Source organism: Flavobacterium sp. I3-2 (assembly GCF_013389595.1).
Taxonomy (GTDB): domain Bacteria; phylum Bacteroidota; class Bacteroidia; order Flavobacteriales; family Flavobacteriaceae; genus Flavobacterium.
In genome coordinates this window covers 686,811-705,250 of sequence record NZ_CP058306.1, presented here as the reverse complement: position 1 = coordinate 705,250, position 18,440 = coordinate 686,811, and the positions used below count along the sequence as shown (strand labels likewise).

General features: G+C 35.1%; 3 protein-coding genes. All 3 read left to right on the top strand.

Features of this window, described 5'->3' with window-relative positions; genetic code table 11:
• The first annotated feature begins 474 nt into the window (after positions 1–474).
• The 3 genes from HW119_RS03335 (at position 475) to HW119_RS03325 (ending at position 18,341) form a co-directional block, all read left to right on the top strand.
• The gene (locus HW119_RS03335) at positions 475–5,913 is read left to right on the top strand and encodes a T9SS type A sorting domain-containing protein (RefSeq protein ID WP_177761247.1); all 5,439 of its coding nucleotides are present in this window, start codon (positions 475–477) and stop codon (positions 5,911–5,913) included.
• Between the two features lie 194 nt (positions 5,914–6,107).
• Entirely contained in the window at positions 6,108–11,822 is a 5,715-nt protein-coding gene (locus tag HW119_RS03330; protein ID WP_177761246.1) for a T9SS type A sorting domain-containing protein, read from the top strand.
• A 228-nt stretch (positions 11,823–12,050) separates the two neighbouring features.
• Complete coding sequence (locus tag HW119_RS03325) at positions 12,051–18,341, top strand: T9SS type A sorting domain-containing protein (RefSeq protein WP_177761245.1); 6,291 nt, start codon at positions 12,051–12,053, stop codon at positions 18,339–18,341.
• Positions 18,342–18,440 lie beyond the last annotated feature (99 nt).

Here is an 18,440-nt window from a genome sequence, read left to right as displayed (position 1 = left end):
TTTAATTTTTTTGTCATTCCAACGACAGGAGGAATCTTTTACTAACTCCGACAGAGTTTCAAACGCTGTCGGAGTTTTTTATTATCTGTGATTGTTTAAAGTAGTATTGTCATTCCAACGTAATGAGAAATTTTTTTTATGATCTAAAGATTCCCGACTTCGTTTCACTACGCTCAGAATGACAGTTTTTATTTGTTATTAACTTCGTTTAGTTTGAATTTTCCATTTATCCTTGATTTTTTTCTAAATCTGATAGAGTAATATTAAAATTATTCGTCATTTTAAATAAGAGATATGATATATAACGGTATTTTTAAATATAATTCAATAAATCAACTAAAAAAAAATAAATTTTTAGTTTTTTATTTGTTTTTATTGTGTTTTTTTAAATAAAAATAGTTTTTTAACAATTAATGGGTTATATTCGTTGGTATTAGAATTAAAAAATTGTTAACCTTTTAAAAAAAGTGAAGAATGAAAAAAATTTACTTATTGTATCTGATGCTCTTACTGCCGCTGATACATTACGGACAAATAAACCAGTCCTATAATTGGGATTCTGGTTTAGAAGGATGGGTTTCATCTGGTAGTACCACAATGAATTCTACAACTTATGGATGTAGTTCAGGTGCTGTGAGAACGAATATTTATTTTGATTTTTACGATTACATTAGTTACGAAACAAATAATTTTCGTTCTCCATTATTATCAGGCTCTAATGGTGATCTAGTTACTGTTAATCTTAAGTATCGAGCTGTAAATTATAATTATAGTGCTCCAGCAGCAGCAGCAGCTTCTGGTTCATTTGAAGTTCAAATGCAATGGTCAAGTACTGCAAGTGGACCTTGGACTAATTTTGGGACTTTAACAATACCTGCACTTGGTTGTACTGATTTTACAGGTACTTTTACACCTGGGACTGGTGATGTTTATATAAGATTTGTTTCTAATCTTTTAGATGATGATGAAGATCTTCAGATTTATTTTGACGATTTAACTATTCTTCAAGGACCACCACCGACATGTATTGCTCCGACAAATGTTGTAATAACAACGGTAACACCTAACTCAGCAATAATTAATTGGACAGCATCTACAAGTTTGCCAGCTAATGGTTATATGTATGAAGTTCGAACAGATACTAATCCAGGTGTAGCTGGAGCTGCTCTAGTTGCTTCAGGTACAACAGTAGCAGGTATTACAACTGCGAACCCAAATACATTATCAGCAAATACACAATATAATGTTTATGTAAGAGCAAATTGCGGATCAGGAGATTTGAGTGGATGGAGTGCGATTTCAACATTCAGAACACTTTGTTTGCCTTCTAATGTACCATATCTAGAAAATTTTGATTCATATGCAGTAGGTGCTTTTCCACAATGTTGGACGAGACCAGTACTATATTCTGGTTATCCTTCAGTTGTTGCATCAAATAGTTCAAGTGGACCAAATTCGCTTAGATTTCAATCTTTGACCACAGCACCCACTTATGCTATTACACCAGCATTCAGCCCGAATATTGAAACATTACGTGTGAAATTTAATCTTAAAAGAGAGGGCGCTAATTCAGGTCAAATCGAAGTTGGTGTAATGACAGATCCAAGTGATTTGAACTCTTTTGTGTTGATTCAAAGTATCAATCCTACAGATTATGTTTCACATGAATATACAATTCCATTAAACACTTCTAGTATAACAGGAACAAATCGATATATTGCGTTCAAGCATATATCAGGTGCTTCTAATTGGTATTATTGGCTAGATGACGTTGTTGTTGAAGAATTGCCTTTATGTTCAGATGTTTTTGGTTTGGCTACTTCAAATACAACAAAAAGTACGACAAGAATTTCTTGGAACGGTATTACACCTGAACCAGCAAATGGATATTCATATGAAATTAGAACATCTGGATTACCAGGGACTCCAGGAGCAATCCAGTCAGGGACTGTTGCATCAGGTGTTCATTTTAAAGATTTGATTAATTTAGTACCATTAACAGATTATACCGTTTATGTTAGATCATTATGTGGTTCAACTCAAATAGGAAATTGGTCTGCACCTTTTGTTTTCAAAACACTTTGTAATCATCCAGATTTAGTTTTAGCTACACCGGCAGCAAGATGTGGTGAAGGAACGGTTGACTTATCTGCATCATTTGATTCAGGAGTTTTGAATTGGTATACTTCTCAGACAGGAGGAAGTGTATTAGGGTCAGGAAATACATTTACAACTCCTGTAATTAATACAACTACTAGTTTTTGGGTAGATTCAAGTTTAATTGGAGCGACAGAAATAGGTGGTAAAGCTGTGCCAGGAGGTGTGTCTTATACGAGTGCCTCAACTTATGGTTTAATTTTTGATGCCAATTCAGGATTCAAAATAGAAACAGTTGATGTGTATTTAGCATCTAATAATGCAGGAAGCATTGTCGTAAATCTAACAAATAATTTAGGAACAGTTATAGATTCTCGTACAATAGCTGTGCCAACAGGAAATGCTATTTCTCCGGTATTGCATACATTGAATTTGGATATGAATGTTCCTGTAGGTACTGGATATCGATTACTTGCTACTTCTTCATTAAGTTTAGTGAGAGATTCTTCTGGTAATACATATCCGTATGCTTTGGGTAGTTTAGGTTCTATAACAGGAGGGTATTTATCAGGTGTGTCATCTTCATATTATTTCTTCTATAACTGGTCAATTAAATCAAACTGTAGTTCACTTCGTACAGAAGTTGTAGCTACTGTTACTCCAGCTCCAGTTTTGACATTGTCTGATAATCAATTAGAAATTTGTGCAAATACTTCAGCTTTACTTTCTGTAACTGCAGGAGCTTCTGATTATGATTCATTTGTTTGGTCTCCAGCTACAGGTGTAACGGGTAATCAAACGACAGGTTGGACATTTAATCCTACTCAAACTACAGTTTATACATTAACTGCTTCACAAACTAGTGGTTCATTATGTGTAACTACAAAAGAGTTGAATGTGGTTGTTAATCCATTACCTGTATTTACTGCTTTAAATGCAACTTATGATTTTTGTGCCAATGTAGCTCAAGAATTGAATACTAATTTAGTAAATACATCTCAAGTAGTTGTTGGAACTGGAACAAACGAATCGCTTTCAACAGACAAAGAAACGGCTTTTGAAAATTATTATGGAGAAGCTAAAAAGCAATTCATATATACAAAACAAGAACTTAATGATTTAGGAATTACTTCTGGAACAATTTCAGGTATTGCATTTAATGTTTCGTCATTAGGAACTTCAGCAACTAATAATAATTATACAATTAAAATTAAAACTGTAGCACAATCAAATTTTGCTAATAGTACTTTCTTGACTGGTGGTTTTACAACAGTTTATGGACCTGTTACACATACTCATACAGCATCTGGTTGGCAACAAATTGATTTTTCAACTCCTTTTGTTTGGGATGGTGACTCAAATTTACTTGTAGAAATTTTTAATGATGGTGCTGGAACAGGATCAAATGCTAAAACGCAATTTACTGTCACTTCTGATAATAAAAGTTTGTACACAAGGTCAGATACAGCAGGTGAATCCTTGAATGCAACTACGGGTACTTTATCAGCAAATAGATTAAATGCTAGGTTTGTATTTCAAGATTTAGCAACTGCGACTTGGTCACCACAGACAAATCTGTATATGGATCAAGCGGCTACTCAACCATATACTGGAGGACATGCAACGAAAGTTTATGTTAAGAGTTCGCAAAATGGAAATACTGTTTATACTGTTAATATGGTTAGTATAGAAGGTTGTGTACAAGATGCAACAACATCAGTCAATATAACTACAGTATCTGATCCAGTAATTGCAAATCAAACTTTCTGTGATGAAACAGAAGTTTCAGATATAATTGTAACAGGATTAACTACCGGTGCAACATTGAAATGGTTTGATTCGATAAACTCAACAACAGAAATTACTTCTATTACAACTTCAGGAACTTACTATGTGGTTCAGGAACTTAATGGTTGTTCTTCTTCGAGAGTTTCTGTAGATATCAATATAAATGATGTAAATGTAGATCCAGTAACAAACGCAACCCAAGTTTTTTGTGGTGTTTATACAGTTGCAGATTTAGTAGCAACTCCATTAACTGGAAATACAATTGGTTGGTTTGATAGTGCTACTTCAAATACACCTTTAGCTACTTCGGCTACTTTAGTTAGTGGAACTTATTATGTAGCGCAATTTAATGGTAATTGTTGGTCTCCTAAAGTTGAGGTTGTGGTTACAGTTGGTACTGTTCCTGCTGCACCAACAAGTGTTAATCAAATTTTCTGTGGAGTTCATACTTTAGCAGAAGTTGATTTGGGTCAAGCATCAAATGCTATCTTAAATTGGTACACTTCAGCAACTTCTGCTTCTGTGTTACCATTGACCACTCAGATTATAACAACTACTTATTTTGTATCTCAAACAATTGATGGTTGTGAATCTTCAAGAGTTGCAGTACCGATGACTGTTCAAGCTGTTTTATCAGCGCCAGCTGCACCTGCAACACAATTGTATTGTGGTATCACTACAATAGCTAACCTTAATGCAACAGCAGATGTTGGTGGTACAATTGGATGGTTTGATTCTTCAACTAGCAATACTCCATTAGCTTCAACACTGAATGTGGTTACTGGAACTTATTATGTAGCGCAATACAATGGAGCATGTTGGTCACCAATGACTACTATTCAGGTGACTGTTGGTTCAGTTCCTGTAACTCCTAATAATGCACCTTTGCAATTATGTGGTTCATATACTTTAGGACAAATTTCATTAGGACAACCAAATAATGCCACATTAAATTGGTATGCGACACAAACTTCAATGCCTGTTCTGCCATTATCAACAAATGCAATAACAGGTACCTATTATGTTTCGCAAACAATTGGAGGTTGTGAGTCAGCTAGAGTAATGATAAATGTTACTTCAACAGCAGCTCTTGGATTACCAACAACAGTTGCTCAGACTTTTTGTAGTAGTGCAACTGTTGCAGATTTAGTCGTGCAAGGTGTTTCTGGGGCAACTATTAATTGGTATAATGCAGCTAATGCTTTGAATCCATTAGCGCCAAGTACAGTTTTAGTTACAGGTACTTATTATGCAGAGCAAGCAATGAATGGTTGTACGTCAGCTAGAATTGGAATTGCAGTTCAGATTACTTCAAGTGCAGCTCCAACAGTGAATCCATTTGATTTCTGTGGAAGCGGACTTGTCTCAGATTTAGTAATTCCAGCTCCAACAGGAACTACTTATAAATGGTATAATTCGCCTTCTAATCCGACAGAGTTAACTCCCGATACGGCTTTAGCTACGGGAACTTATTACGTTTCTAGAGTTCAAAGCGGATGTGAATCTGCTAGAGCTTCAGTAGAGGTAACAATTCATTCAATACCAGATGCTCCAACAGGAATTACGCCACAAACATTTATTGAAGGTTCAACAATAAACGATATTGTAATGAATCAATCAAATGTAACTTGGTATATATCTGCTGAAGATGCTGCAAACGGTGTTAACCCTTTGGTTCAAGGTATGCCATTGGTAAACGGAACAACTTACTACGGTGTAATAATCGGAACAAACAATTGTCCAAGTTTACCATTTGTGTTAACAGTAGATGTTTATCTTTCTGATAAAGGATTTGTTAAAAATGAATTGAAATATTATCCAAACCCTGTTGAAGATATTTTTAACGTTACATATTCAGAACGTATTTTACAAATAGAAGTTTTTGATATTTTAGGTAAGCGAGTTAAAGTCAAATCAACAGATGATAAAGAAGTTAATATCGATTTATCAGATTTAGCAAGCGGAACTTATATGCTCCAATTGAAAACAGTATCAAAACAACAATTTATAAAAGTTGTAAAAAAATAAGAATTTAAAAGACTTATGATTTTAATCCAGAGGGGAATTTTTCTCTCTGGATTTTTTAATAAATATTTATAGAAAAAAATAATCTATTTTGTTTTTTGTAATGTATTTTTTAACATTATTTTTTTATATGTAAAAAAATAATCTATTTTTGTTAGTTACTATAATTATTAATTAACTTAAAAAAGTTATTTCTTATGAAGAAAATTTACTTACTTTTTTTGATGCTTCTGCTCCCATGGGTGCATAATGCACAAATAAATTATTCTTATGGATGGGAGCCAACTGGCTTAGGTAACTGGGTAAACTCTGGTTCTGCTAGTATGGGAAGAACAACAACTGCACCTTGTGAAGGTACTGCATCTGTTAGAACTAATTTCTATTTTGATTGGTTTGATTATTATTATGATAATATTTTTAGGTCACCTTCTTTAGGTACTTCAAATCAAGGTTTGGTTACTGTTAATTTATCTTATAAGGTAATTAATTATGCTTCAACAGCTACACCTGCATCTTATTTTAAGATTAAGATGCAATGGGCTAATGCAACTACTGGTCCATGGAATGATTTTTATGAAATAAATAGTTCAAATCATACAGCTTCGACAACCTGTAGTACGGTTACTGCAACTTTTGTTCCTTCTTCAGGGGATACGTATATGAGATTTGTATCAGAAGATTTGTCGGATGGTGATGGAGATTATTATATTTATTTTGATAACGTAAATGTTACTCAAGGAGTCACTCCTACATGTTTTAGACCAACTGATATTTTAGTTTCGGGTGTAAATTCAAACTCTGCTACTATAAGTTGGACAGCTCCTACAAGTATCCCTTCTGATGGCTATATTTATGAAGTAAGAACAGATGAAAATCCTGGAACTGTTGGTTCTGGTTTGATTGCTTCGGGAACTACTTTGTCAGGCGTTTTGACTGCAAATATTTCTAATTTATCTGAATTAACTAATTATAATGTTTATGTAAGATCAAATTGTGGCTCAGGAGATTTAAGTTTTTGGAGTTCTAAAGTAGCTTTTAGAACAACATGCGATAACGAAATTGCGCCAACTGCTGTAGAAACATTTAGTACTTACACGGGGTCAATTTCTACAACTAGTTTACCATGTTGGCAAGAGAGAGTTGGTGCTAATATAGGTGATGCTTTAACAGGAACTACTAGTAGTTGGACTTCGGGAGATTATAATAGTTCAAGTTCAAATCCTAATGGGAAAGCTTTATATATAAATTTGTATGGTGATGATAAAGAATGGATGATTTCTCCTTCAATAGATTTAGGCTTAGTTTCAGGTCCTAATTTTAGGCTTAAGTATGATGTGTCAGTTATTCCCTATTCAGGTTCTTCAAGTGTTACTAGTATGGGAGCTGATAAATCAGTGACAGTTTTGATTTCAACAGATAATGGGCAAACTTGGTCAACTACAAATATTCTAAAGGTTTATAACGATTCAAATATACCTTATAATTTAGTAAACCCTGAAACTATTGATTTAAGTGCATATTCAGGAGTTGTTAAATTCGCTTTTTTTGCAAAAAGCACTAGTACATCTACTGATTTTAAATTTTATATAGATAATTTTGTTGTTGAACCACTACCAACTTGTCCAGATATTACAGGTTTGCAGGTGTCAAATGTAACTAAAAATACCGCCAAACTTTCTTGGAATGTACCAAATCTATTACCAGGAATCGGATATGAATATGAAGTCAGAGCCTCTGGAGATCCAGGAACACCTGGAGCTATATTTACAGGAGCGGTTTCTTCAAGTGAATCATTCCATAACCTTGGTAATCTATTGCCATCTTCGCAGTATACAGTTTATTTAAGAGCGGTTTGTAGTGTATCTCAATTTGGTTTATGGTCTTCAGGAATTACGTTTACAACACTTTGTGATTATCCTGATTTAGTTTCGGCGCCACCGGTAACCAGATGTGGTATAGGGACTGTAAATTTATCTGCTGATTTTAATTCATCGCATGTTTTTTGGTTTGATAATGCAGTAAGCGGAAATGTTTTAGCAATTACAGAAGATTTTACGACACCTCAATTGTCAGCTACTACTACTTATTATGCAACAGGTGGAAATGTAAGTACAACTCCTTCGTTAATTAATGCAGGTGCTGGTGACTTAACTTCAAATACTTATTCTAATCCGTTTTATAGTGCTTGGAGCAATAATCATACACAGCATTTAATTACGGCAAGAGAATTATTAAATTATGGTGTTGGTCCAGGAGCAATTAATTCAATCGCCTTAGATGTTACAAGTATTGGTACTTTACCAATGATTAACTTGTCGATTAAGGTTGGTACAACAACACGTTCTGCATTAGAAACTTTTGATACAAATGCAGTAATGACAAGTGTTTATACGTCAGCTTCTTATTTACCAACTGCTGGTGTTAATACTTTTGTGTTTACAACTCCATTTGTTTGGGATGGTAAATCAAATATCATAATTGAGTTTTGCCACGGAAATTCAGCTTCGTCAGCTACTATGAGTAGAACTATAAAGTCTGTAGAGACTCCATATAAAGCTACAGTAAAGGCTCATGTTACTTCTTCTACTTCTGCAGAAACAGTTTGTGCAAACACTTCATCGAATTTAGAGAGTTATTTAAATAGACCTCAGTTTATATTCAATGCAAATACAGTTTGTGTTAATACTACAGGTACAGCAGTAGTTGCTACTGTTACACCAGCTCCAGTTTTAACATTGTCTACAAATAGTGTTGAAATTTGCGAAGGACAAACGTCAACAGTAACAGTTACAGCAGGTGCTGCAGATTATAGTTCATTTGTTTGGTCTCCAACAACAGGAGTTACAGGGAATGCGACAACTGGTTGGGTATTTAATCCTACAGAAAGTACAGTTTATACATTGACAGCATCTCAAAGCACAGGATCCTTGTGTTCTAATGCGCTTATAGTTGATGTTAAAGTAAACCCACTTCCTTTAATGTTGGATTTAGGAGAAGAACATCAAGTTTGTGCAGGAACAGTATTGCAGCTAAAAGTTGGTGATAATACAGTTTGGCCGTCTAATTATTTTAATTCGTTTGAGTCATCTCAAGTTCAAGGTTTTGTTACAAGTGCTACAGGAGGTGTTTCTACAAATACCACGACCCTAGTTGCAAGTGTTGGAGCAAGATCTTTACAAATTACACATGCTTCTAGTGCTTCTGGATATGTTACGCTTACAAATTCACTTGATCTGTCTAGTTTTGCAACACCATATTTATCTTTTGATCATATTGCAGCATTGGAAGGTTCGGGAGATTATTCATATGATTATGGATACGTTGAATATAGTTTAGATGGAGGAACAACTTGGGTTGTTTTTAAGCCAGCAGATTATGTTGGAACAGCTGAAGCTATAGGTTCAACTGATGCAATTGGACAACGTTTTTCAACGAGATCTTATGCTGATTGGAAAGCGGCTATAACTTCTTCATCTAGTGACCCGACGAACGCTTTGTGGAAACCAGCTCGTTTTAATTTTCCAACAAATGGAGATCTTTCAAATGTAAAAATTAGATTTAAAGTAACTTCTGATAGTTCAACTAGCTATGCAGGTTGGTTCATCGATAATGTAAATATTAAAGAAGCTCCACTTACAACAGCAATTTGGACCCCAGCTACTAATTTATATACCGATGCTGCTGCTACTGTACCTTATGTTGCAGGTTCAGATGCTGCTATAGTTTATTTTAAATCTGCTGTAGCTATGGCTGAAACAGATTATGAAGTAACAGTAATTAGTGCAGCTGATTGTTCAGTAACTCAAACAGTAGCAATCACAAATGTTTTTGTTGATACACCAGTTGCTGCAGATCAATCATTCTGTGATGAAGTAGAAGTTTCTGATGTAATTGTAACAGGCTTAACTACTGGAGCAACATTGAAATGGTATGCTTCAGAAACTTCAACAACAGAAATTACTTCAATAGCTGCTACAGGAACTTACTATGTAGTTCAAGAGCTTAATGGATGTTCTTCATCTCGAGTTGCTGTAGAAATTGAACTAAACGGCGTAAATGTAGCTCCAGTTGCTCCAGCAAATCAGAACTTCTGTGGTATCGCTACAGTTAGTGATTTAGAAGTTACGGCTTTAACAGGAAATACCATTGGATGGTTTGGTAGTGAAACATCTACAACAGAATTGACATCTACAACAGAATTAACCTCAGGAGTTTATTATGTTTCTCAGTATAATGGACATTGTTGGTCTCCAAGAGCTTCAGTGACGGTTTCAGTTGTACCTGTGCCTAGTGCGCCAGCAGTAACAGCACAAAACTTCTGTGGAACACGTCCTTTAAGCGAAATTAATTTTGGACAAGCGTCAAATGCTACATTGAAATGGTATGAAACAGCAACATCAACTGCAGTTTTACCAATGACATTGTCAGTAGCAACAGGTACATATTATGTTTCTCAAACAATTGGAGGATGTGAGTCATCTCGAGTTGCAGTTTCAGTAACTGTTCAAGCAGTTTTACCAGCTCCAGTTGCACCAGCAACTCAGTTATATTGTGGATCAACATTGATTTCAGATTTAGCAGCTAATGCAGCTTCAGGCGGAACAATCGGATGGTTCTCCTCTATGACTTCAACTACGCCAATTGCTTCAACTCAGAATGTTTCAACAGGAACATATTATGTAGCTCAATTTAATGGAGCTTGTTGGTCAGATAAAACTACCGTTCAAGTTACAGTAGGAACTGTGCCACCAGCACCAAGTAATGCAAATGTACAGTTATGTGGAAACTATAATTTTGGACAAGTATCTATTGGTCAAATATCAGGAGCTACTTTAAATTGGTATGAAACATCAACTTCGACAACACCTCTAGGGTCATCGACAAATGTTGTAGGAGGAACATATTATGTTTCACAAACAGTAGGAGGATGTGAGTCGGCACGTGTAATGATTACTATAACACAAACAGATGCTTTAAGTAACCCAACGGCAGTTTCTCAAACTTTCTGTGGTTCAGCAACTGTAGCAGATTTAGTAGCTCAAGGTTCAGTTGGATCAACGATAGTTTGGTATAATTCATCAGTAGCATTAAACCCATTATCGCCAAGTGCAGCTTTAGCAACAGGAACATATTATGCGGCTCAAACAAGAAACGGATGTTTTTCAGCTAGAGTTCCAATTTCTGTTTTTGTAGTTTCAGTAGCAGGGCCAAATGTAGATACATTTAATTTCTGTGGAAGTGCAAAAGTTTCAGATTTGGTATTGCCAACACCAACAGGAGTTGTTTACAAATGGTTTAATTCACCATCAAGTTCGACACAATTAAATGCTGATACAGCATTAGCTTCAGGAACATATTTTGTTTCACGTACACAATTCGGATGTGAATCAGCAAGAACGGCTGTAACAGTAAACATAAATTCTGTTCCAGATGCGCCAACTGGAATAAGTCCTCAAACATTTATTCAAGGTTCTACGATAAATGATATCGTAATGAATCAACCAAATGTGGTTTGGTATATTTCAGAACAAAATGCAAGAAATGGAGTAAATCCATTAGTTCAAGGAATGCCTTTAGTAAACGGAACAACTTACTACGGTGTAATAATCGGAACGAACGGATGTCCAAGTTTACCATTTGCGTTAACAGTAGATGTTTATTTATCAGATGATAAATTCGTAAAAGAAGATTTGAAATATTATCCAAACCCAGTAGAGGATTTGTTAACAATATCATATTCAGATCGTATTTTACAGATAGAAGTATTTGATTTATTAGGTAAGCGAGTTAAAGCTCAATCAACAGATGATAAAGAAGTTAAAATTGATTTATCAGATTTAGCAAGCGGAACTTACATGATTCAATTGAAAACTGAAAATAAATCACAGTTCTTGAAAATTATCAAAAAATAAATTTTACTAAATTAAAATTGGTTTTAATCCAGAGGGAAATTTTCTCTCTGGATTTTTTTATTAATTATTTTGACAAAATTATGAAGTGCTAAAAAAATATGAAATGTCAATTTTGATGTATTTTAATAAGAAAAGTGTTTTTTAATGATTTTTTTTTGATATGTAAAAAAAAAATCTATTTTTGTTAATTACTATAATTATTAATTAACCTAAAAAATTATTTTTTTAATGAGAAAAATTTACTTATTATTTTTGGTATTGTTACTCTCAATGTTAAGAGTCAATGCTCAGTCTAGTCTTTATCAATTTACAATTGAAAATGGGACTTATGTTCCGTTAACAGGAGGAATTGTTTTTCAGACATCTTCAGGTGATCCGATAGCAGCTGTTAACGGTGATCCAGGACAAGATTCAAAAACTTCTGCAGCAGTTACAATTCCTGCATTTGAATTTGCAGGGGTTACTTATACAAGTGTAAGGGTAACTTCAAATGGTCAAATGGTTTTTGGGTCTACAGGAACTCTTTCTGCATATGAGTATAAGGCTATTAGTACTAGTTTTGCCGATAACAAAGTATTATCCCCATTCGGTGCAGATTTAAATGTTGGAGCTACTGGGATTTCAGATATAAGATTTCAGGTTGTTGGAAATGAAAGTGTAGTTGAATGGAGAAATTTTAGAAGATTTGGAAAAACAGAATCATTTAGTTTCCAAATTAGAATGAATAATACAACAGGCGTAATAAAATTTATATATAATGGTAATCCACCTTATGATGTTTCAACAGATTATTATCCGCAAATTGGTATAAAAAATAGTACAAGTGATTATCAATATCTAATTTTAGGTTCAGGTGATTCATGGGTGAATGCAAATACATCAATTACAGGAGTTACTTCGAGTTCAATATGTAAGTTTAATGGGGTAACTGGTTTTGTAGATGGATTGACCTATGTTTTTACTCCTCCACTTCCTTGTGCAGGTGTTCCAAATGGTGGTTTAGTTTCAGTTGCCAGACAAAACTTGTGTTCAGGTGCAACTCCTACAACAATTTCTGTTGGTCTTGTAAATCCAGGTTTATCAGGTATTTCTTATAAATGGCAAGAGTCAACAGATAATGCTACTTGGACTGATGTTGCAGGTGCAACAGCAGGCATTACATTAAGTTATACGCCGCCAGCATATAATGGAACGACTAAATATTATAGATTAAAAACAACTTGTGCTAATGGGGCAGGTGTAGCCTATTCTACTGTTTGTGAGATTACTGGTGCAGGAGCTCCTTTGTCAGCAACATCATTAACTTTTTCTAATGTTACAGATTTTTCTATGAATATAGGATGGATTAATGGTGGAGGAAATCGTAGAGTTGTTGTAATTAATGATACTAATACTTTTGTTAATCCAGTTGATGGAAATGATGCTGCTTTAGTTGCAGCAACAGCCTATTCAGGTTCTGGACAGCAAATTATTTATGACGGAACAGGGACGTCGGTTTCTGTAACACAATTAAACTGTTCTAAAACATATTATGTGCGTGTTTATGAATATGTACGTTGTGGTTCAGCGGCACCATATAGTTATAATTATGGTGTAGCATTAAGTGGTTCTCAAATGACAACCGCAACTACATTGAGTACAACTGTTGTAAACATGCCTGAGGCAATTACTTTAACGGGCTTTACGGGTTCAAATTTATCAACAGTTTCACCTGGTTGGGATGAACGAGCTGGTGACGGATCTTTTACAACAACAACTTCAGCATGGACAAATAGTTCAGTTAATGGAGTTACAACCGCTAGAATTAATCTTTATACTACTTCAAGAAAGGAATGGATTATTTCACCTCCTGTTAATTTAAATGAAGCTTCGAGAGTAACTTTCAAGGCTGCTATGACTGCTGCCACTTCAACAACTGTTGCGAGTAACGGGGGGATGGTTAATACAGATGATAAAATACAAGTGATGATTTCTACAGATGCTTGTGGAAATATTTGGACTCCGTTGTACACAATTGACGCCAGTAATGCTGCGCAATTTGGAACTAGTTTAGTTCCACAAGAAGTATTGATACCTTCCTCATATATCGGTCAAAATGTTCGAATTGGATTTAAGGCAGTCGATGGTCCAGTGGATGATACTAACGATTATTACTTCCATCTTGCTGATATTGTCATTGAGAAATTACCAGCATGTTCAGATGTTTTTGGAGTTACAATTACAAATGTAGCTAAAAATTCAGCTACAATTTCTTGGAATGTTTCTACTCCTGCGCCGACTGTTGGATATGAATATGAGATTAGAACAACAGGTGAGCCTGGTACACCTGGAGCTATTCAGACGGGTACTGTTACTTCTGATTTTAATACTAAAAATGTGACTGGATTGCTTCCAGAGACTGGATATACAGTTTATGTGCGAACAAACTGTCTTTCTGGTCAGAATGGCGCTTGGTCAGAAGTTAAGACATTTACAACACTTTGTGATTATCCAGATTTGGTTTCAACTACTCCAGGTTCAAGATGCGGATTTGGAACAGTGAACTTGTCTGCTAATTATTTAAACAACCCAATTGTTTCTTGGTATAGTTCTTCAACAGGTGGTTTGCCATTGTTTACAGGTGCAAATTTTGTTACTCCAAATGTTGATACAACGACTAGCTATTTTGTTCAAGCTGGTGTAGCAACGCCTAATTCAGTTGTTAAAGTAGGAAATGGAACTTCAAATTCAACAGCTGCTGGAGAGTCACCACTTTACTATAATTATGGAGGGTACAAGCATCAATATATTTACACTGCTGAGGAGTTGTTGAATGCGGGTTTAATGGCTGGTCCAATAAATTCTGTTGCTTTTGATGTTAAAACAGCTAGTTCTGTTAATAGATTAGGTTTTACTATTTATATAGGAACTACTACTCAAAATACAGCTACTTCAACACATATTTCTGGTTTAAATTTAGTGTATTCTAATGCTGCACAACCAATGAATTTAGGAGTAAATCCATATGTGTTTACTACACCATTTGTTTGGGACGGAACAAGTAATATTGTGGTTCAAGTAAATTGGAGTAATAATAATGGAGGTAATAATTCTGAATCTGGTTCTGTTGCTTATCATTCAACATCTCCAGCTAGTAAAACTACATATACATATGTAGATAATAGAACAGTTGCTCAGCTTTTAGGAACATTAACAGGAGGCGTGCCAAATGATTCTGGTACAACTTCTGGAGGAACTACAACAAGTTCGAGTAGAGCAAATACATTTTTTAATGGGGTTGCGATATGTTCTTCACCACGAACAGAAGTAGTTGCTACTGTTACACCAGCTCCAGTTTTAACATTGTCTACAAATAGTGTTGAAATTTGCGAAGGACAAACGTCAACAGTAACAGTTACAGCAGGTGCTGCAGATTATAGTTCATTTGTTTGGTCTCCAACAACAGGAGTTACAGGGAATGCGACAACTGGTTGGGTATTTAATCCTACAGAAAGTACAGTTTATACATTGACAGCATCTCAAAGCACAGGATCCTTGTGTTCTAATGCGCTTATAGTTGATGTTAAAGTAAACCCACTTCCTTTAATGTTGGATTTAGGAGAAGAACATCAAGTTTGTGCAGGAACAGTATTGCAGCTAAAAGTTGGTGATAATACAGTTTGGCCGTCTAATTATTTTAATTCGTTTGAGTCATCTCAAGTTCAAGGTTTTGTTACAAGTGCTACAGGAGGTGTTTCTACAAATACCACGACCCTAGTTGCAAGTGTTGGAGCAAGATCTTTACAAATTACACATGCTTCTAGTGCTTCTGGATATGTTACGCTTACAAATTCACTTGATCTGTCTAGTTTTGCAACACCATATTTATCTTTTGATCATATTGCAGCATTGGAAGGTTCGGGAGATTATTCATATGATTATGGATACGTTGAATATAGTTTAGATGGAGGAACAACTTGGGTTGTTTTTAAGCCAGCAGATTATGTTGGAACAGCTGAAGCTATAGGTTCAACTGATGCAATTGGACAACGTTTTTCAACGAGATCTTATGCTGATTGGAAAGCGGCTATAACTTCTTCATCTAGTGACCCGACGAACGCTTTGTGGAAACCAGCTCGTTTTAATTTTCCAACAAATGGAGATCTTTCAAATGTAAAAATTAGATTTAAAGTAACTTCTGATAGTTCAACTAGCTATGCAGGTTGGTTCATCGATAATGTAAATATTAAAGAAGCTCCACTTACAACAGCAATTTGGACCCCAGCTACTAATTTATATACCGATGCTGCTGCTACTGTACCTTATGTTGCAGGTTCAGATGCTGCTATAGTTTATTTTAAATCTGCTGTAGCTATGGCTGAAACAGATTATGAAGTAACAGTAATTAGTGCAGCTGATTGTTCAGTAACTCAAACAGTAGCAATCACAAATGTTTTTGTTGATACACCAGTTGCTGCAGATCAATCATTCTGTGATGAAGTAGAAGTTTCTGATGTAATTGTAACAGGCTTAACTACTGGAGCAACATTGAAATGGTATGCTTCAGAAACTTCAACAACAGAAATTACTTCAATAGCTGCTACAGGAACTTACTATGTAGTTCAAGAGCTTAATGGATGTTCTTCATCTCGAGTTGCTGTAGAAATTGAACTAAACGGCGTAAATGTAGCTCCAGTTGCTCCAGCAAATCAGAACTTCTGTGGTATCGCTACAGTTAGTGATTTAGAAGTTACGGCTTTAACAGGAAATACCATTGGATGGTTTGGTAGTGAAACATCTACAACAGAATTGACATCTACAACAGAATTAACCTCAGGAGTTTATTATGTTTCTCAGTATAATGGACATTGTTGGTCTCCAAGAGCTTCAGTGACGGTTTCAGTTGTACCTGTGCCTAGTGCGCCAGCAGTAACAGCACAAAACTTCTGTGGAACACGTCCTTTAAGCGAAATTAATTTTGGACAAGCGTCAAATGCTACATTGAAATGGTATGAAACAGCAACATCAACTGCAGTTTTACCAATGACATTGTCAGTAGCAACAGGTACATATTATGTTTCTCAAACAATTGGAGGATGTGAGTCATCTCGAGTTGCAGTTTCAGTAACTGTTCAAGCAGTTTTACCAGCTCCAGTTGCACCAGCAACTCAGTTATATTGTGGATCAACATTGATTTCAGATTTAGCAGCTAATGCAGCTTCAGGCGGAACAATCGGATGGTTCTCCTCTATGACTTCAACTACGCCAATTGCTTCAACTCAGAATGTTTCAACAGGAACATATTATGTAGCTCAATTTAATGGAGCTTGTTGGTCAGATAAAACTACCGTTCAAGTTACAGTAGGAACTGTGCCACCAGCACCAAGTAATGCAAATGTACAGTTATGTGGAAACTATAATTTTGGACAAGTATCTATTGGTCAAATATCAGGAGCTACTTTAAATTGGTATGAAACATCAACTTCGACAACACCTCTAGGGTCATCGACAAATGTTGTAGGAGGAACATATTATGTTTCACAAACAGTAGGAGGATGTGAGTCGGCACGTGTAATGATTACTATAACACAAACAGATGCTTTAAGTAACCCAACGGCAGTTTCTCAAACTTTCTGTGGTTCAGCAACTGTAGCAGATTTAGTAGCTCAAGGTTCAGTTGGATCAACGATAGTTTGGTATAATTCATCAGTAGCATTAAACCCATTATCGCCAAGTGCAGCTTTAGCAACAGGAACATATTATGCGGCTCAAACAAGAAACGGATGTTTTTCAGCTAGAGTTCCAATTTCTGTTTTTGTAGTTTCAGTAGCAGGGCCAAATGTAGATACATTTAATTTCTGTGGAAGTGCAAAAGTTTCAGATTTGGTATTGCCAACACCAACAGGAGTTGTTTACAAATGGTTTAATTCACCATCAAGTTCGACACAATTAAATGCTGATACAGCATTAGCTTCAGGAACATATTTTGTTTCACGTACACAATTCGGATGTGAATCAGCAAGAACGGCTGTAACAGTAAACATAAATTCTGTTCCAGATGCGCCAACTGGAATAAGTCCTCAAACATTTATTCAAGGTTCTACGATAAATGATATCGTAATGAATCAACCAAATGTGGTTTGGTATATTTCAGAACAAAATGCAAGAAATGGAGTAAATCCATTAGTTCAAGGAATGCCTTTAGTAAACGGAACAACTTACTACGGTGTAATAATCGGAACGAACGGATGTCCAAGTTTACCATTTGCGTTAACAGTAGATGTTTATTTATCAGATGATAAATTCGTAAAAGAAGATTTGAAATATTATCCAAACCCAGTAGAGGATTTGTTAACAATATCATATTCAGATCGTATTTTACAGATAGAAGTATTTGATTTATTAGGTAAGCGAGTTAAAGCTCAATCAACAGATGATAAAGAAGTTAAAATTGATTTATCAGATTTAGCAAGCGGAACTTACATGATTCAATTGAAAACTGAAAATAAATCACAGTTCTTGAAAATTATCAAAAAATAAATTTTACTAAATTAAAATTGGTTTTAATCCAGAGGGAAATTTTCTCTCTGGATTTTTTTATTAATTATTTTGACAAAATTATGAAGTGCTAAAAAAATA

What these genes read in the sequence shown, in the direction of transcription:
- HW119_RS03335 (WP_177761247.1), top strand. Translation starts at nt 475, where the DNA reads ATGAAAAAAATTTACTTATTGTATCTGATGCTCTTACTGCCGCTGATA.
- HW119_RS03330 (WP_177761246.1), top strand. Translation starts at nt 6,108, where the DNA reads ATGAAGAAAATTTACTTACTTTTTTTGATGCTTCTGCTCCCATGGGTG.
- HW119_RS03325 (WP_177761245.1), top strand. Translation starts at nt 12,051, where the DNA reads ATGAGAAAAATTTACTTATTATTTTTGGTATTGTTACTCTCAATGTTA.